Genomic DNA, 17,053 nt, shown 5'->3' on the forward strand with positions numbered 1-17,053 from the left:
GCGCGTTGAGTCAGATCAAGCGGCCGCGCAGCGCATGCGACGGCAGGTCACGCGACGGTTCCGAACCGCGCGCCGGCGCCTCCGACGAAGCCGGCAACGAGCGTGCCGTCCGCGCCCGTCGCGCTCAACGGCCGAAGGTGCGCGTATGGTCGTCGTAATCGAACAGCCCCGCGTAGCGGCCCCAATCGATCACCACGCGCAACACCTGATCCGCGTTGCGCGCGTCGAGATGATCCTCCAGCTCCAGCTCGAAGCGTGCGCGCGGCGCGCGATGCCCCTCGCGCTCGCCCAGCACTTCGTCGATATGCGCGGCGAGCGGCACGAACCGCACGAGATGCTCGCGAAACAGGCGCCGGCGCGCGTCGTCGTCGCCGCGCGCGAAAACGTGCCCGGCCGCCGTCAGACGGATCGTCTGCTCGCGCCATTCGGCGAATTCCAGCATGTGCAGCGCCGCCGCCAGCGGAAACAGCGCGTCGACCCTGAGCGCCAGCGCCGACGCGAGGCCGCCGAGCGCCGCGTGGCCTTCGTGCGGCGCGGCCGCGAGCGCGTCGATGAAACCGGCCAGATGATGGCTCGACACGTCGGGAAGCCGCGTCGCCAGCCCGCCGCGGGCCGCGTCCCCGCTGTCGCCCGCGCCGGCGGACCGGGCGGTCAGCGCCGCGTAGATCTCGCCGACGATCGCCTGGAAGGCCGGATCGCGCCGATTGCGCGGATGCGGCAGGCCGACGCGCAACGTCGCCTCGACGTGCCCGGGGCCGGTGCCCAGCACCTGGATGCGGTCGCACATGAGGACCGCCTCCTCGATGTTGTGCGTGACCATCATCACGGCCTTGATCGGCAACTGGCGCGCGTTCCACAGGTCGAGGAAATCGGTGCGCAGCGTTTCCGCCGTCAGCACGTCGAGCGCCGAGAACGGCTCGTCCATCAGCAGCAGCACCGGGTCGCTGACGAGCGCGCGCGCAAAGCCCACGCGCTGGCGCATGCCGCCCGACAGCTCGCGCGGAAACGCCGATTCGAAACCGTCGAGGCCAATCAGCTCGATCGCGGCAAGCGAGCGCTCGCGCGCGACGTCCGTGCCGACGCCGAGCGCATCGAGGCCGAGCTCGACGTTTTCGAGCACGGTCAGCCACGGGTACAGCGCGAAGGTCTGAAACACCACGGCGATACCGTCCGTCGGGCCGGCCAGCGGCCTGCCGCGATACCACACGGCGCCGGACGACGGCTTGACGAGGCCCGCCGCGATGCGCAGCAGCGTCGACTTGCCCGATCCGGAGCGGCCGAGCAAACCGAGAATCTCGCCCTCGCGCAACGCCAGGTCGACATTGGCGAGCACGCGCAGCGGCGCCCCGGACGGCATCGCGAAGGACTTGCACACGGCTTCCAGTTCGAGCACGGTCGCGTCCGTGGCCGCGGGCGCGGCTTCGATCGGCGCTTCGTCTCCAGCAAGGTTCGACATGGCGCCTCCGGGGCATCGGGTGTCAATCCAGCCGCGTGCGGCGTTCCGCGAACGCGTACATCGGGCGCCACACCAGCCGGTTCGCCGCGGTGACGAGCAGCGACATGACCGCAACGCCCAGCGCGATGCGCGGATAGTCGCCGGCCTCGGTCATCCGCGCGACGTACGCGCCGAGCCCGCCGGCGGTGAGACGCGTGCCGCCCCAGCTGACGGCCTCGGCAACGATGCTCGCATTCCATGCGCCACCGGACGCCGTGATCGCGCCGGTCACGAAATAGGGAAACACGCCGGGCAGCATTACCCGGCGCCACCACGCGCCCGGCCGGACCCGGAAGCTCTCCGCCGCTTCGCGCATGTCGGCCGGAAACACGCTCGCGCCGGCAATCACGTTGAACAGGATGTACCACTGGGTGCCGAGAATCATCAGCGGACACAGCCAGATGCGCGGATCGAGCCCGAACCGCACGATGCCGAACACCGCGACCGGAAACAGCAGGTTGGCCGGGAACGCGGCAAGGAACTGCGTGACGGGTTGCACGCGCGCGGTCAGCCCGGGCCGCAGGCCGACCGCAATGCCGATCGGCACCCAGACCAGCGACGCCAGCACGATCAGCACCGTCACGCGCGCGAGCGTCAACAGCCCTGCGTGGGCGACGACGCTTACATCCGTCCAGGACAGCGTCGAACGGCCGAACCGGACCAGCGAGACCGCCGCGTAGGCGACTCCTGCGCCGCACAGCGCGAGCCAGAGGGCATCGCCCGCGCGCGACGGCATCGCGATGCGCGGCCGCCACGCGAACGCGCCGGCCGCGAGCCGCGCGCGCGCGGCCCGGTGCAGCAGCGCGCCGGCCGGCGCGCGCAAGCGCGCGACCCACCGCGAACGCTGGAACAGTTCGAGCACCCAGCTGCGCGGCGCGACCTGGACTGCAGTGTCGCCGTAGCGGAAGCGGTCCGCCCATGCCACCACGGGCCGGAACAGCAATTGGTCGTACAGGACGATCGCGACGCTCATCGCGACGATCGCCCAGCCGACCGCGGCGAGGTCGCGATGCGCAATCGCCTGCGCGACATAGGCACCCACGCCCGGCAGGTCGATCCGCAGGCTGCCGACCGCGATCGCCTCCGACGCGGCCACAAAGAACCATCCGCCCGACATCGACATCATCATGTTCCACACGAGCCCCGGCATCGCGAACGGCACCTCGAGCCGCCAGAAGCGCTGCCATGCGGACAGCCGGAAGCTGCGGCTCGCCTCGTCGAGATCGAGCGGCACCGTGCGCAGCGCCTGGTAGAAGCTGAACGCCATGTTCCAGGCCTGGCTCGTGAAAATCGCGAAGACCGCCGCGCATTCCGCGCCCAGCACGTTGCCCGGGAACAGCGACAGGAAGAACAACACGGTAAACGACAGGTAGCCGAGGACGGGCACCGATTGCAGCACGTCGAGCAGCGGGATCAGCACCCTTTCGGCGCGGCGATTCTTGGCGGCGGCTGTCGCGTAGGTGAACGTGAACACGAGCGACGCGACGAGCGCCGCGAACATCCGCGTCACGGTGCGCAGCGTGTAGCCGGGCAGCGCCGCGGGCGATAGCGAGATCGCCAACGGATGCTCGATCGTCAGCGGCCCCGTCATCTGGCGCGCCGCCACGCCCAGCAGCAGCATGAAGCCGAATACGAGCAGCGTCGCGACGGCGTCCCGCCAGCCCGGCGCCGGCAGCGCCCAGCGCCCTCCCCGCAACACTTCCGCATGGTGTTCCACGCCGCGCCTCCCGCCCGTTACGGGCGATTCATCTTCGCGGCACGCCGCGCCGTCGCGCTTGACATGCGTCAAGCGGGATGTCACGGCATCGATTTCATCGCGGGCGCGCCGCATCCGCGCGAATTTGATGTCCGTCAACGCACCGTTGCCGCTTCGTTCGTAGATTCGCGGTGAGGGCTCCCTTACGCGCTCAGGTGGCACGATACGCGGCGCTGAGCGCGGCGACGAACGCGTCGAGGCGGTCCGGCGCGAGCCGATTGATGCCGGCCGCCCCTTCCCGCCCGCCGCCGCCCGGGAACGCGCGGCACAGCCGGTCCGCGCCGCGCGGCGCGGCGAGCGGCGCGCGCACGCTGACGGTGTAGTTGCCGTCCGGCGCGATCGTCAGCACCGCATGCGCGCGGTCGGGCGCGTCGCGCGCTAGCTGGTTCGCGAACGCGCCGCGCACCCGGCGCGCCCAGCGCGCGTCGGGCAGCACATACGCCCGCGCGCCCGGCATCACGAACGCCGCGCGCTGCCGAGCCGCGCAGGCGAGGTCGCGGCGCCGGTTGTCGTCGAGCTGCAGCGCGAGCGGCGAGGCCGCGAAATCGAGCGGATTCACGCACGAGCGCAGCGACGCGTAGACGGCGAGCGGCGGCATGAACAGATCGTCTGCGGAATCGCCGTAGGCGTTGTAGTTGATCGCTTCGCCGAGCGCCTGAAGCCGGCGCGCATCGGGCTCGGCCAGCCCGGCCTGCGCGGCGCGCCGGCCGGCGGCCTCCACGAGGTTGTCGCCATAAGCACCCACCACGGCCCACAGGCGATGCCGCCCGGCCAGGTGACGGTCGACGATGAGGCTCGTGCAAACCGTCGGCGCCGTGTCGATGCATGCATGAAGGCAAGCGTGAACCGGCACGACGCCCGGCTCGTGGTGGTCGAAGTACACAACGTCGACGCCGCCGTCGAGCAGCGCCGTCAGGGCTGCGCCGTTCGCGTCGAGCGAGATGTCGAGCACGGTCACGGCGTCGCCGCGCACGGCCGGCACGCGCGCGAGCAGCGCGATGTCGCGTTTCGGTCCGGTCACGAGAATCGACGCAGCCGGCGATGCGAGCCGCAGTTGCTGCAGCGCGCAGATGCCGTCCGCGTCGCCATTGAATACGTCGTAGCGTTGCATCGTTCGTCCCCCCGGTCACCTGAAGCGAGGATGTCCGTCATGTCGCACAGCACCTTCGATCTCTTTGCATTCTCGACCAGCCGGTCATTCGGCGAACGAATCGCCGCGCATCTCGGCGTTGCGCTCGCGCCGCACGAAGAACGGCCGTTCGAGGACGGCGAACACAAGACCCGCCCGCTCGTCAGCGTGCGCGGGCACGACGTCTATGTCGTGCAATCGCTGCACGGCGAGCCGGGCAGCTCGGTCAACGACAAGCTGTGCCGGCTGCTGCTGTTCATCGGCGCGCTGAAGGACGCATCCGCTGCGCGCGTCTGCGCGGTCACGCCCTACCTGTGCTACTCGCGCAAGGACCGCCGGACGCAACCGCGCGACCCGGTGTCCACGCGCTACGTGGCGGCACTGCTCGAAGCCGTCGGCGTCGACCGCATCGTCACGATCGACGTGCACAATCTCGCCGCGTACCAGAACGCGTTCCGCTGCCCGGCCGAGCACCTCGAAGCCAACTGCCTGCTGGTCGACTGGTTCGCCGCGCAGGCGGGCGAACTGCCGATCGTGGTCGTGTCGCCGGATGCGGGCGGCGTGCACCGCGCGGAGGATTTCCGGGCCCGGCTCGCCGCGCGGCTCGGGCGGCCGGTCGACGCGGCCTTCGCAGGCAAGCTGCGCAGCGGCGGCGTCGTGACCGCGAAGCCGCTCGTCGGCAACGTGCGGGACCGCTGCGCGGTCATCGTCGACGATCTGATCGGCTCCGGCACGACGCTCGCACACACGGCCGCGGACTGCCGCGCACTCGGCGCGCAGCGCGTGTATGCGGTTGCCACGCACGGGATGTTCTTCGACGACGCCGCCGAACGGCTCGGTGGCGACGCGCTCGACGGTGTCGCGGTCACCGACACGGTGCCGCCGTGGCGCGTGCCGCCCGGTGCGCTGCGGGACAAGCTCGTCGTCCTCGACAGCGCCCCGCTGTTCGCTGAAGCGATCGCGCGCATCCATCGCGGCGGCTCGCTCACGGACCTGCTGCGGCGCTGACGTGCCGCGCCATCCATTCGCGCTCGCAGCAGCCGATGTGCCGGAACGCGAGCGCGACGTACGCATGCGCGCGATCGCGCCAGAGCGGCGTCGCCCGAAATGCCGGCTCGCGCAGATGCCAGACGGCGAGCCGCGCGCGCGTCATCGCGCGGCAGCTCTGGTAGAAGTGCACGAGCGCGCCGTCGACGTCGTCGCTGCTGGCTGCGCGATACGCGTCCAGCAGCGCACACGCGAAGTCGGGCGCGCCGAGGCGCTCGCATTCGAGCGCCAGGAAGCCGATCTCGTCGGCCGCGTCCTGCGTGCGCAGCCGCTCGCAGAATTCGAGGCAATCGATGATCGCGATCGGCGCGTCGAGGCAGACATGCTCGGGGCGCAGGTCGCCGTGCCCGGCCACGACGCGCCCTTGCCGCACCCGTGCGTCGAAGCGCGTGGCGTCGCCGTCGAGCAGCGTGCGCTGCAACGCGCAGATCGTCCGCACGATGTCGGCGGACTGGCCGGCACCCGGCTTGCACAGCGCGCGTTCGTTGCCGTCGAGCATGCCGCGCAAGCCATCCCGGTACGACTCGGCGCCGATCCGCGCGGGCGCGAGCGACCGGTAGAACGCGCTCAGCCGCGCCGCGATGCGGCGCGCGTCGTCCGGCGTGGCGCTTTGGTGCAGCAGCGCGTGGTCGAGCATCCGTTGCGCCGGCAGGCGTTTCATCTTGACCAGCCAGTCGACGATCTCGCCCGCGCCACCCGGATGGATACGTCCGTCCGGACCGGCCGCGAGAGGCACCACGTCGAGATAGACGTCCGCCGCGAGCCGGCGGTTCAGGCGCACCTCCTCGTGGCAGAAGCGGCCGCGCGCGGCGAGCGAGCGGAAGTCGAGCTGCGGCGCCCGCACCGGCTTCTTCAGTTTCCACGCGTGACGGTCGGTGAGGAATACCCACGACATATGGGTCTCGATCGCCTGCGCCGAGCGCGTACCGTCCGGCCACACCGCCGGCTCCCGCAACTGCGCGACCTTTTCCTTCAGCGCGAGCGCGCGCAGCCGCGCGGTGTCCGCGTCGATCATGCGCCCCTCTGCGCCGCTTCCATCCGCGCGACCAGCGCGGCCAGTGCCGGCGAAATCCGGACCTCGACCGACACGACCGGCTCCAGCATGCGCACGGCGTCGGGCAGTGTCGCGAGCTCGCGCATCGCATGTCGGCGGCTGTCGTCGAGCGTCGGGACGGCGACCCGCGTGCCGTCCGCCATCGCCGGTCGCAGTAGCACGACGCCGTCAATACGCTCGCCGTCCAGTGCGAGGCAATCGACCGCGATCCGGCCGTCCGGGCCGTAGCGCCGGAACACCTGCTTGCGCCCCGGCCAGGTTGCCTTGCCTTCCGAACGCTTGCGGCGCGGCGCGCCCGCGTATTCGACCAGCTTGTACGCGCAGTCGAGATACGGTGCATCGGCGGACGTGTTCATTCGCGTGCCGATGCCGAAGCCATCGATCGGCGCATGCTGGCGGACCAGGTCGTGCAACCGATATTCGTCTAGATTGCCGCTCGCGAAGATCGTTGCGTCCGTCAGGCCGCCCTGGTCGAGAATCGCGCGGACGCTGCGTGCGTGCGCCGCGAGATCGCCGCTGTCGAGCCGCACGCCCTTGATCCGGATGCCGTCGGCCGCGAGCCGGTGCGCGAGCGCCACCACCTTGCAGGCCGCACGCTCGGTGTCGTACGTATCGATCAGCAGCAGCGCGTTATCCGGCTGCGAGCGTACAAAATGCTCGAACCCCAGCGCCTCGTCGTCGTGCGCCTGCACATACGAATGCGCCATCGTGCCGTAGGTGGGAATCCCGTATTGCAGGCCGGCCAGCAACGTCGCGGTGCCGGAAAATCCCGCAAGATAGCTCGAGCGGGCCGACAGCAGCCCCGCTTCCGCGCCATGCGCACGGCGCAAGCCGAAATCGACCAGCAGCCGCCCGCGCGCGGCGAGTACCGCGCGCGCTGCCTTGCTCGCGACGAGCGTCGCGTAATGCAGCAGGTTCATCACGCGGCTTTCGACGAGCTGGGCTTCGCGAATCGGCGCGGTGATGCGCAGGATCGGCTCGTCGGCGAAACACACGGTGCCTTCCGGCAGCGCGTCCACCGAGCCCGTGAACCGCAGGTTCGCGAGCGACGCGAGAAACGCCGGCCGGAAGCGGCCGGTCCCAGCCAGGCGCTCGATGCACGCGTCGGTGAACTGCACGCGCTCCAGGTAGTCGAGCACCGGTTGCAGGCCCGCCGCCATCAGGAAGCTGCGCTGCGGCGACAACCCGCGCACGAAGAACTCGAAGCTCGCGACGTCGTTCATTCCAGCGTCGAAATACGCCTGCAGCATCGTCAGCTCGTAGAGATCCGTGAGCAGCACGTCGTCGCAGCCGGCGTCCGGCAATCGCGTGGCCATCATGCCTCCTTCCCCGCGCCGTCCCGACCGTGCCCGAGGCGCCGGCCCGTGCCGGGTTGCACACCCGATACGCGCGCGGCCGTCCGATCTTGACGATGCCATCTTCAACGGAAGTCAGCATAAATTCCCGGGCCTCAGCAACGTTGCGCGAGATCAATCGTCCGTGGCGTGCCGCGCCTTGAACTTGTTGACTCAGATCAAGCCGCGCGGCCGGCCGGCAGGTGGAATATCCGCATCCGTCGTCGGTCGTGCTTTTGGCCGGGAGACGGATGCCTTGTGTCCGGCGTCGTCAAGTGGGAGGCGAATCGTGTCCGCTAAATCGCTGGTCTTTCATCAGGATGCGCGTCAACGGTTGCTGAACGGCGTCAACGCCATGGCCGAAGCGGTAAAGGTCACGCTCGGACCGGGCGGGCGCAACGTGATCGTCGAGCAGGCCGGCGCCGCGCCGCTCGTTGCCAATTCAGGCGTCGTCGTTGCCGGCGCAGTGGACCTGCCCGATCCGTTCGAGGAAATGGGCGCGCGGCTGCTGCGCGAGGTCGCGATCCGCACGAGTGAAGTCGCCGGCGACGGCACCACTACCGCCACCACGCTCGCCCAGGCGATCGTGGTCGAGGGCATCAAGTGCGTCACGGCCGGCCACGATCCGATGGCGCTCAAGCGAGCAATCGAGACGGCCGGCAGAACCGTCGTCGCCGAACTGCACCGCATCGCCAGACCCTGCGCGAGCGCCGACGAAATGCGCCAGATCGCGACGATTTCCGCGAGCGGCGACAGCACGATCGGCATGCTCGTCGCGCAGGCGGTAGGGCGCGTCGGAAAAGAAGGCGCGATCAGCATCGAGGACGGCACGAAACTCGACGACGCGCTCGAGACGGTGGACGGCTCGCTGATCGATCGCGGCTTCCTGTCGCCCCTGTTCGTCGAATCGGACAGCCACAACGTCGTGCTCGACGAGCCGCGCATCCTGCTGTGCGACATGAACGTCAGCGGCATCGCGCAGTTGCTGCCCTTGCTGGAGGCCCTCAGCACCACCGGCAAGCCGCTTCTCGTCGTCGCAAACGAAGTGGAAGGCGAAGCGCTTGCGACACTCGTCGTCAATCATCTGCGCGGCACGCTGAAATCCTGCGTGATCCGCTCCCCCGGATTCGGCGAAGCGCGTACCGAGCAACTGGGCGACCTCGCGGCGCTGACGGGTGCGACAGTGATCTCCTCGCAGACGGGACGCACGCTGGAGCGCACGACGCTCGACGAACTCGGCGCCGCGCGCCGTGTCGAGATCACGCGCGATACGACGACCGTCATCGCCGGGCTCGGCGAGCGCAAGCGCATCGATGATCGGACTCGCGCGCTGCGCGCACGGCTCGACGCGACACCGCCCGGCTACGAACGCGACGCGCTCGCCCGCCGCTTGACGAAGCTCGCGGGTGGCGTCGCGGTGATCCGCGTCGGCGCGGCGACCGAAACCGCGCTGCGCGAGCGCAAGAATCGCTTCGAGGATGCATTGCATGCGACGCGCGCCGCAATGGAGGAAGGCATTGTGCCAGGCGGCGGAGTCGCGCTGCTGCGCGCGCGGCACGCACTCGAAGTCGACGGCGCGAGCTTGGCGGACGTGCAGCGCACCGGCGCCCGCATCGTGCACGACGCCCTCGCGTCGCCGCTGCGCCAGATCGCCGAGAATGCCGGCGCCGATGCGCAGGCCGTCGTGCATGCGGTGGGCGCCGCGTCCGGGGCGTTCGGATATGACGCGGCCAACGCGGCGTATGGCGACATGATCGCGGCCGGAATCGTCGATCCCGTCAAGGTTGCGCGCTCGGCGCTGCAGAACGCCATCTCGGTCGCTTCGCTGCTGCTCACGACCGACTGCATGATCGCGCGCCGCCCGCCCGCCGACGCAGCGGCGGGTGGCGCAATCGGCGGAAGCTGGCCACGTGATTTTGCCTGAACCAATGTCTGATCAGCAATGTGTCACGCCAACGTTCGACATGCTGACGTGACTTTCACCGGATGCCGTCAAATCGCCGGGGAAATTGACCGAACTCGACTATGACGCATCCACCGATCGCAGAAGACATGCCCGGGGATCGAACGGGGGCACAACTTCGCGCTGATGGGTCTTAAGACTATCTCGACACCTTTGCCGCACCCGACGTCGAGACAACGTTCAAAGTCTCCGCGTGCATGCGGACGCTGGGTCATGAGAGCGTCGAAGTATTCCCGGCGGCGGAATGGGAAGCGTTCAAGGCGCTTGTCGCCGGTCTTGCTTGAGGATGCTTGCGAGCAACTTCGGCACTGCGGGTCGGGGCAGGAAAATCCGGCGCACAGCCGGCGCGTCGAGTCGCAGCCACCGGTTGACGCGTGTCAATCTTTGGCCTCGTCCGAATACCTACGCTGAAGCTGTGGGCGGCATCGTTCCGATGCGCGCGCGTTTACTGAGCGGAGGCCGTCATGCGAACCGGACATCATTTCCTTCCCGAACTCCGGCACGCGACCGTGCCGACCTATTTCGTGTCCTATCTGTTCCCGCTGTTGCTCGCGATCTACGAGGTCTATCGCGTCGCGTACTGGGTCGACAATCACGGCTGGCGATTCAGCGAGTTGTCTCAGGCGGGATACGAGTTCACGCTGATGCTGGCCGTGTTTGCGCTGCAGGTGATCCTCGACACGTCGTTCTTCATCATCGCATGGGCCGGCCGGCACCCGGACGCCCAGCACCGGCTCGGCAACATGGCGTTCGGCATCGTGTGCTCGTCGCTTGTGCTTGGGTTCGACGTCATGCTGCAGGTGGCGTTCTGAGTGCCCGGCGCATCGCGAATCGAGCGGCGTCCGGCACCGCTATTACCTGATCGCGTGGATGTCGTGAAATCCGGAAGGCGCCACACTGTGTGGCGCCTTGTCAGGTGGATCCGCCGACTGGCGCAAACAACCCGGCAGCGAAGCAGCCGATACAAAGGCACATCGGCTGCATCCGGTTGCGCGCCCTAACCTTCCACACCGAGCGCGTGAAACAGTTCCTCTTCCTGAGCACAATGAAGCCGGACAATGGCCTCCAGCCCGTACAGCAGGCGCTGAACCTCCCGCAAGCCTGCCGGGTCCGGTCCGTCGGCGGGCAAATCCACCGTCATCTGCTCAAGCACGCGGATCATCCGGAAAATCTCCCGATGCGCGCCGCTCATCGCAGCTAGCGGATCTTCCCCGCCCAGCAATGGCACAAGGCGCGGATAAATATCGACATCATCGGATCTTTCATGCGGAACCAGACTGCGGGCCAATGTCGCGTTCATGTCGGCGAGCGAAGTCCGCAACGCAGCACCGGAAAGATCCGGGAGACGGTCCGCCAGGTCCCTGATCTGTTGCAGCACCGGTGAGAGCCGGACATGTTCCGCATCCAGTCTATCGACGTCGACGGGTGCAAGCCCGCCCGCCATCGAAGTCGATCGTATCCGCAAGGCGCGCAGTGCGTTGACAATCACCGCGACGTCTATGATTTCCTGAAACACCGCGCCTGCAATCGGCGGCAGAAACCCGCACGCCGCGATGACCATAGCGACGATCGACAGCGCCATACCCGCCACGACGCTCTCGAGTGCGATCCGACGCGTCCGTCGTGCGATTCGCACCGCCTCCACGAGGCGGTCCAGGCGGTCGATCAGCAGCACGATGTCGGCTGCTTCGGACGCCGCCGCCGCACCACGCGCCCCCATTGCGACACCCACGTCGGCAACGGCCAGCGCGGGCGCATCATTGATGCCGTCCCCGACCATGATCACCACGCCTTCGCGCCGGGCAGCCTGAATGACCGCGAGTTTGTCCGTGGGGGTCTGTTCCGCCCGCACTTCAGTGACGCCGACCAATGTCCCGACGGTTTCGGCGACGTCGCGTCGGTCACCGGTCAACATCACTAGTCGCCTAATTCCCTCCCGCCGTAGGAGACGCAGCGCTCTTGGTGTCTCGAGGCGCACCTGATCGGCCAACTGGATGGCACCGATCATGACGCCGTCCACACCGACGAATACCGAGGCCCCGCCTTCGCTACTCACGCGCCTGAGCAGCGTTTCGCTCCACGGCGCGGCCGTCGCATGCGCAGTGACATGCGCAAACGAGCCGATCACGACCGCCCGGCCATCGACCTGCCCGGTCAAGCCCGCACCGGGGCTTTCATGGACAGACAATGGCTGTGACAGACTGACGTGACGCTCGCGAGCCGCGATCGTCAGCGCCTCGGAGATGACATGGCCGGACGCTTGCGCCAGCGAAGCCGCGAATCGCAGTACGGTGTGCTGAGTCACCTCGGGAGCGCTCTCGATCGCAACGAGACGAGCGCGGCCACCGGTGAGCGTTCCCGTCTTGTCGAAGAAGAGAATGGACGCTTGTGCGAGCCGCTCCAGGGCGCCGCCGCCCTTGACCAGAATGCCGCGCCTGGCGCAACGCGACATGCCGGAGACGATGGCGACCGGCACCGCCAGGATCAGCGGGCACGGTGTCGCGACGACCAGCACGGCGAGCGCACGCCCGACGTGTCCGGTCACCATCCAGCTTCCGCCGGCGATCAGCAATGTCAAGGGCACGAAAAACCCCGCATAGCGGTCTGCTAGCCTCGCTGCCGGGCTACGCTCCTGTCGGGCGGATTGCACCATGCGGACGATGCCGGCAAGCGTGCTGCCGCCGGCGCTCGCGGAGGCCACCATCTCGAACGGCGCGCCCGCATTGACTACGCCGCTGCATACGGATTCTCCCGGCAACCGACGCCGAACAACCGGCTCGCCGGTCAACATGGATTCGTCCAGTTCGGCCTCTGCGGTCAGCACGCCGTCGACGGGGACGAACTCACCGCTGCGCACAAGAAGTCTGTCACCGGGACTCACGACATCCAGAACCACTTGCCGCCACGCTCCATTTTCGAATCGCATCGCGTGATGCGGCGCGCGATCCAGCAGCGCCGTCATCTCGCGTTGCGCCCTGCTTTGGGCATATTGCTCGAGCGCACGGCCGCTCACCAGCATCAACCCGATGACCGCTGCGGCGAGATACTCGCCCAGCGCTAGCGCGAGGCCGATCGCGAGCCACGCGAGTATGTCGATGCCGGATTCGCGCCTGATCATCGCTCTTGCACTGGAAACGGTCAGCGCAAGCAGAACCGGTGTCGCGCCGGCAAGCCACATTGCTCGGGCAAGCGTGCCCATGCCAGTCATGGCGAGCGTCAGCCCCGCCACCAGCGTGGCTGTCGAGACAAACAGCAATGCAAAATCGACGATACGCGAAACGGGTGACATGGCACGTGAGCATGGTCCGCCGTAGGCCCAGAATCGGAACTGATTGGGGTGGCGGCGAATGGTGATGTCCGCTTCAGTCCAGGGATTGCAATCCAGACTTGTGACGCACGCCATTTCCCTCCTCGCTATTTCGTCCCTTCACGGGGCGGCATCCGGTATTGTTGATGCCACATCATGTTGTTCATCATTTCCTGCTGCATACGAAGGTACTGGTCGCTCATGTACTGCCGTTTCCGCAGTTGCTCGGGCGTCAGGTGAGAATAGTAGCCACCCATGTGGCCCCATCCTCCGTCGCCGGGACCGGCTCCGCCCATCATCCCGGGGCCGCCTTTTCCCATCATCCCCGGACCCATTCTGTCGTAGCCCATCACTCCCGGTTCCCACATGCTCCGCATGATGCTCATCGCGCTTTGCATTGTGTCCCAGTGCTGCTGCAAGAGCTTCTGACGCTCCTGCGGATCCTGAGTCTTGCGAATCTGGTTCATTTGCGCATTCATGACGCTCATCTGCTCCTGAAGTTGGGTCAGATTCTTGTCAAATGAATCTGTGTTCGGACTCTGAGTCTTCGAACTGCTTGGCGTCGTCGCGCTGTCTTTCGATGCGGCGTGGAGCGGAGGTGACATAAAGGCAAGGCCGATGGCCATTGAGAGCAGTATCGTTTTCACGGTGCCTCCGCTTCGACATTGGGGGAAAATCGCCGACCGTCCGGCGATCTACCTGATTACTTTTTCAATCAGCATACGGCCGGCCCCCTGACTACCTTTGACACGCATCAAAAGTACTCGCACGTTCGAGTTGCGCCAGCAGGCCGAGAAACCGCCCGCGGCACGATGCGAGGGCAGCCGCGAAGAATGATCGCGAATTCACTCTCTGCCGGCACGCAAGCTCGCCGCCGATGGAGGTCAACATGCCGATCGGGACGGAATTGGCGCCGCGGCGAGTGATGCGCCCAGGTGAACAGGCCGCGCCAACAACGCAGCCGTCAATACATGAGTTCCGCCACCAGCTCCGCATGGATCCGCTCCACGTCCTCGCGCGTGCACAGGGCCGTCCCGGGAGTCGAAACGGAAGAAGCTGATGCCGCGAGTGCGTAGCGGCACGCGTCGTCGAACGGCGCACCACGCCCGAGCGCCCAGATCATGCCGCCGACGAAGCTGTCGCCGGCGCCGACCGTGCTGCAGACCGTCATCGCTCTGCCGGGCATTCTCCATGCGCCATCCCGCGAGATCACGCACGCTCCACGCGCGCCCAGCGTCAGCGCGACGACCTCGGCGCGACCCGCATCGACGAGCTCGCGCGCCATGCGGCATGCCGCATCTTCGTCGAGCGGCGTCCCGGCCAGCGCACTCAGTTCGCCGAGACTCGGCTTGACGAGATAGACGCCGGCATCGAGGGCTGCTTGCAGCGCGGGGCCGGCGGCGTCCACGACGACTCGGCTGCCTCGCGCGGACGCCGCCCGCGCCAGCCTTGCGTACAGGTCCGCCGGCGCGCCCGCGGGCAGGCTGCCGCTCAACACCAGATAGCGCGGTGGGGGATGCATGCGCTCGAGGTGGGCGTCGACGTTCCGCCATTCGTCGGCGGCGAGCGACGGGCCCGGCATCAGGAAGCGGAATTCGCGGCCGGTCGAAGTCTCGTGCACGCAGAAGTTCTCGCGAGTCTCGCCGGCAATGGCCATGCGCACGGCGGGCAGGCGCTCGGCCTCGAGCAACGCGGTCAGCACCTGTCCCGTCGGGCCGCCGGCCGTATATAGCGCGACGCAGTCGCCGCCCAGGCGGTGAACGACACGCGCGACATTGATCCCGCCGCCGCCGGGGTCGCGCCTCGGCGCCGCGCAGCGCAGCTTGTGCGTATCGACGATGTGCTCGACCGATGTCGCGACATCGACGGCGGGATTCAATGTCACGGTGACGACGTCGGTCATCGAATGGTCAGCATGAAGGCAAGGGTTCGGATGGCTATGCAGTGCAGGCTTGCCCACGACGGCCGTGCCGACGTCGGTCGCGATGCGCCCGATCCGTTGCGGCCACCGTGGCACGCCTGCCTCGCGTCACCCTACGCTCGATGCCGCAGGTTTCGTTGACCGGCGTCAAGCGATGCCCGAAACGGCCGGAATTGCGTTCGATCAACGATTCGCCATTCGCGCCTCGTACAGTGAACCATTGATCGTCGCGGAGTCTCGCCATGGACGAACAGCCACTTTGCAAGACCGTGTTCGCCGACCGCTATGCGCGGCCCGGCGAAACGACTCGCGCCGCGGCGTTCTACCGGGTCGCGCATGCGCTTTCGCTGGCCGAGCCGGCAGCGTCGCGGGCGCAAGTCAAGCAGGCGTTTCTCCGCAACCTGCAGCGCGGCGCGATCGGGGCCGGGCGCATCCTCGCCAATGCGGGCGCCGGGACGGACTGCACGATGGTCAACTGCTTCGTGCACCCGCTCGCCATGCCCGACGAAGCGGCCGTGCACGCGGTCGACGCAGCGCTCGCGCAGGCGCTCGACGAGGCACGGATCACGCTGCTGATGGGCGGCGGCATCGGCTACGATTTCTCGCAGGTTCCGCCGGCCGGCGCGTACGAGCGGCCCGGCGCGGAACAACGAGGCGCGTGTGCGGCAATCGACCGGTTCGACGCGATGTGCCGCATGCTGCCGTTCACTGGCCCGCGCCGCGGCGCACAGATGGGCGTGTTGCGCTGCGATCATCCGGACCTGCTCGCGTTCGTCACGGCCAAGCACGGCCGGCGGCGCTGGCCGACGTTCAACCTGTCGGTCGGCGTGACGGACGCGTTCATGGAAGCCGTCGTGCACAACCTGCCCTGGACGCTCGCGCATCGCGTCCCGCCGCCCGCCGGTGCGAACGCGCCGGCCGCGCTGCCCGACGGCCGACATGCATATGCAACCGTGCCGGCGCGCACGCTGTGGCAGGCGATCGTCAACGCGGCGCGCGACAGCTCCGAACCCGGGCTGCTGTTTCTCGATACGATCCGCGACACGAATCCGCTGCGCGGGCACGAACGGATCGACGCGACGAACCCGTGCGGCGAGCAGCCGCTGCCCGCATACGGCAGCTGCGTGCTCGGGCCGATCGATCTGTCACGGCTCGTGCGGCATCCGTTCGGCATCGACGGCGCGCCGCGCTTCGATTTCGCGCTGCTCGCGGAACTCGTGCGCGTGCAGGTGCGCCTGCTTGACAACGTGCTCGACCTGACGACGTGGCCGCTCGCCGCGCATGCGCGCGAGGCGCACGCGAAGCGGCGGATCGGCGTCGGCGTGACGGGCCTCGCCGATGCGCTGACGATGCTGCAGCTCCGCTACGACGGAGCGCCCGCGCGCATGGTCGCGCGCGAGATCGCGCTGACGATGCGCCAGCACGCATTCGGCGCGTCGGCGGCCCTCGCCGCCGAGCGCGGCGCGTTTCCGGCCTACGACCCGGCCGACTATCTCGAGGGGCCGGCACACCGCGCGCCGCTGCCGCTGGCCGTGCACCACGCGATCGCGCGGCACGGGCTGCGCAACAGCCATCTGCTGTCGTTCGCGCCCGCCGGCAGCGTGAGCCTCGCGTTCTGCGACAACTGCTCGAACGGCATCGAGCCGGCCGTCGGCTGGGTGCAGCGGCGCCACGTCCGCACCGGCGACAATCGCGTGCACGCGTTCCGCGTCGAGAACCACGCGTACCGGCTGTTCCGGCAATTGCACGGCAATCGCGCGGCGCTGCCCGACTACTTCGTCACGGCGGCGCAAGTCGCGCCGGCCGATCACGTCGCGATGCTCGCGGCGCTGCAGCCCAGCGTCGACGCCGGCATCTCGAAGACGGTCACCGTCGATCAGCGCTGTTCGCTGTCGCAAGTCGACGCGCTGTTCTTTCTCGCGTGGCGCGAGCGGCTCAAGGGCATCACGATCTTCCGTCCGGATCCGCAGCTTGCGTCGGTCGTCGCCGACGACGCGGCGAACCGCGCCGACACGCCGGCGTGCATCACCTGCTGAGCCGCGTGATT

The 17,053-nt window shown here is 68.3% G+C and carries 13 protein-coding genes; 5 read left to right on the plus strand and 8 right to left on the minus strand.

Annotated elements, in window-relative coordinates:
* Positions 1-124 precede the first annotated feature (124 nt).
* Together KY49_RS30540 and KY49_RS30545 are read right to left on the minus strand one after the other, a co-directional pair.
* Entirely contained in the window at positions 125-1,456 is a 1,332-nt protein-coding gene (locus KY49_RS30540) for an ABC transporter ATP-binding protein (RefSeq protein WP_042588050.1), read from the minus strand.
* 22 nt (positions 1,457-1,478) lie between these two features.
* A complete protein-coding gene (locus KY49_RS30545; RefSeq protein WP_042588858.1) occupies positions 1,479-3,212 on the minus strand; it encodes an ABC transporter permease in 1,734 nt (577 codons plus the stop codon).
* Between KY49_RS30545 and KY49_RS37875 the strand changes: the two genes are divergently transcribed.
* Positions 3,201-3,386: a hypothetical protein gene (locus KY49_RS37875; protein WP_156162642.1), complete on the plus strand. Its 186-nt coding sequence runs from the start codon at positions 3,201-3,203 to the stop codon at positions 3,384-3,386. The genes KY49_RS30545 and KY49_RS37875 overlap by 12 nt on opposite strands.
* A 16-nt stretch (positions 3,387-3,402) precedes the next feature.
* Here the strand turns inward: KY49_RS37875 and KY49_RS30550 are convergent, their stop codons facing one another.
* Positions 3,403-4,362, minus strand: a complete 960-nt coding sequence (locus KY49_RS30550; RefSeq protein ID WP_042588051.1) for a hypothetical protein — start codon at positions 4,360-4,362, stop codon at positions 3,403-3,405.
* Positions 4,363-4,401: 39 nt separating this feature from the next.
* Between KY49_RS30550 and KY49_RS30555 the strand changes: the two genes are divergently transcribed.
* A complete protein-coding gene (locus KY49_RS30555) occupies positions 4,402-5,388 on the plus strand; it encodes a ribose-phosphate diphosphokinase (protein WP_197083623.1) in 987 nt (328 codons plus the stop codon).
* Here the strand turns inward: KY49_RS30555 and KY49_RS30560 are convergent.
* Positions 5,366-6,442, minus strand: coding sequence for a hypothetical protein (locus tag KY49_RS30560; RefSeq protein ID WP_042588053.1), 1,077 nt, complete (start codon positions 6,440-6,442; stop codon positions 5,366-5,368). The two genes, KY49_RS30555 and KY49_RS30560, sit on opposite strands and share 23 nt — an antisense overlap.
* Positions 6,439-7,797, minus strand: coding sequence for a nicotinate phosphoribosyltransferase (locus KY49_RS30565; protein WP_042588054.1), 1,359 nt, complete (start codon positions 7,795-7,797; stop codon positions 6,439-6,441). The genes KY49_RS30560 and KY49_RS30565 overlap by 4 nt, the downstream gene beginning before the upstream one ends.
* A 307-nt stretch (positions 7,798-8,104) precedes the next feature.
* Between KY49_RS30565 and groL the strand changes: the two genes are divergently transcribed.
* Positions 8,105-9,739, plus strand: coding sequence for a chaperonin GroEL (gene groL / locus KY49_RS30570; protein ID WP_042588055.1), 1,635 nt, complete (start codon positions 8,105-8,107; stop codon positions 9,737-9,739).
* A 503-nt stretch (positions 9,740-10,242) separates the two neighbouring features.
* The gene (locus tag KY49_RS30575; protein WP_042588056.1) at positions 10,243-10,590 is read left to right on the plus strand and encodes a hypothetical protein; all 348 of its coding nucleotides are present in this window, start codon (positions 10,243-10,245) and stop codon (positions 10,588-10,590) included.
* A gap of 185 nt (positions 10,591-10,775) precedes the next feature.
* On the opposite strand, the gene KY49_RS30580 is transcribed toward KY49_RS30575, so the two are convergent.
* The 3 genes from KY49_RS30580 to KY49_RS30590 form a co-directional block, all read right to left on the minus strand.
* Complete coding sequence (locus tag KY49_RS30580; RefSeq protein ID WP_042588057.1) at positions 10,776-13,067, minus strand: heavy metal translocating P-type ATPase; 2,292 nt, start codon at positions 13,065-13,067, stop codon at positions 10,776-10,778.
* A gap of 125 nt (positions 13,068-13,192) precedes the next feature.
* Positions 13,193-13,732, minus strand: coding sequence for a hypothetical protein (locus tag KY49_RS30585; protein WP_052495808.1), 540 nt, complete (start codon positions 13,730-13,732; stop codon positions 13,193-13,195).
* 317 nt (positions 13,733-14,049) lie between these two features.
* Positions 14,050-14,988 (minus strand): 1-phosphofructokinase family hexose kinase, encoded by a 939-nt coding sequence (locus KY49_RS30590; RefSeq protein WP_042588058.1) that lies wholly within the window; start codon positions 14,986-14,988, stop codon positions 14,050-14,052.
* A gap of 260 nt (positions 14,989-15,248) precedes the next feature.
* Here KY49_RS30590 and KY49_RS30595 point away from each other — a divergent pair, with 260 nt between their 5' ends.
* Positions 15,249-17,042: an adenosylcobalamin-dependent ribonucleoside-diphosphate reductase gene (locus KY49_RS30595; protein WP_042588059.1), complete on the plus strand. Its 1,794-nt coding sequence runs from the start codon at positions 15,249-15,251 to the stop codon at positions 17,040-17,042.
* The last annotated feature ends 11 nt before the right edge of the window (positions 17,043-17,053 follow it).

The organism is Burkholderia sp. MSHR3999 (genome assembly GCF_000833595.1).
Taxonomy (GTDB): Bacteria; Pseudomonadota; Gammaproteobacteria; order Burkholderiales; family Burkholderiaceae; genus Burkholderia; species Burkholderia ubonensis.

What these genes read in the sequence shown, in the direction of transcription:
- KY49_RS30540 (WP_042588050.1), bottom strand. Translation starts at nt 1,456, where the DNA reads ATGTCGAACCTTGCTGGAGACGAAGCGCCGATCGAAGCCGCGCCCGCG.
- KY49_RS37875 (WP_156162642.1), top strand. Translation starts at nt 3,201, where the DNA reads ATGGTGTTCCACGCCGCGCCTCCCGCCCGTTACGGGCGATTCATCTTC.
- KY49_RS30550 (WP_042588051.1), bottom strand. Translation starts at nt 4,362, where the DNA reads ATGCAACGCTACGACGTATTCAATGGCGACGCGGACGGCATCTGCGCG.
- KY49_RS30555 (WP_197083623.1), top strand. Translation starts at nt 4,402, where the DNA reads ATGTCGCACAGCACCTTCGATCTCTTTGCATTCTCGACCAGCCGGTCA.
- KY49_RS30560 (WP_042588053.1), bottom strand. Translation starts at nt 6,442, where the DNA reads ATGATCGACGCGGACACCGCGCGGCTGCGCGCGCTCGCGCTGAAGGAA.
- KY49_RS30565 (WP_042588054.1), bottom strand. Translation starts at nt 7,797, where the DNA reads ATGGCCACGCGATTGCCGGACGCCGGCTGCGACGACGTGCTGCTCACG.
- KY49_RS30575 (WP_042588056.1), top strand. Translation starts at nt 10,243, where the DNA reads ATGCGAACCGGACATCATTTCCTTCCCGAACTCCGGCACGCGACCGTG.
- KY49_RS30580 (WP_042588057.1), bottom strand. Translation starts at nt 13,067, where the DNA reads ATGTCACCCGTTTCGCGTATCGTCGATTTTGCATTGCTGTTTGTCTCG.
- KY49_RS30590 (WP_042588058.1), bottom strand. Translation starts at nt 14,988, where the DNA reads ATGACCGACGTCGTCACCGTGACATTGAATCCCGCCGTCGATGTCGCG.
- KY49_RS30595 (WP_042588059.1), top strand. Translation starts at nt 15,249, where the DNA reads ATGGACGAACAGCCACTTTGCAAGACCGTGTTCGCCGACCGCTATGCG.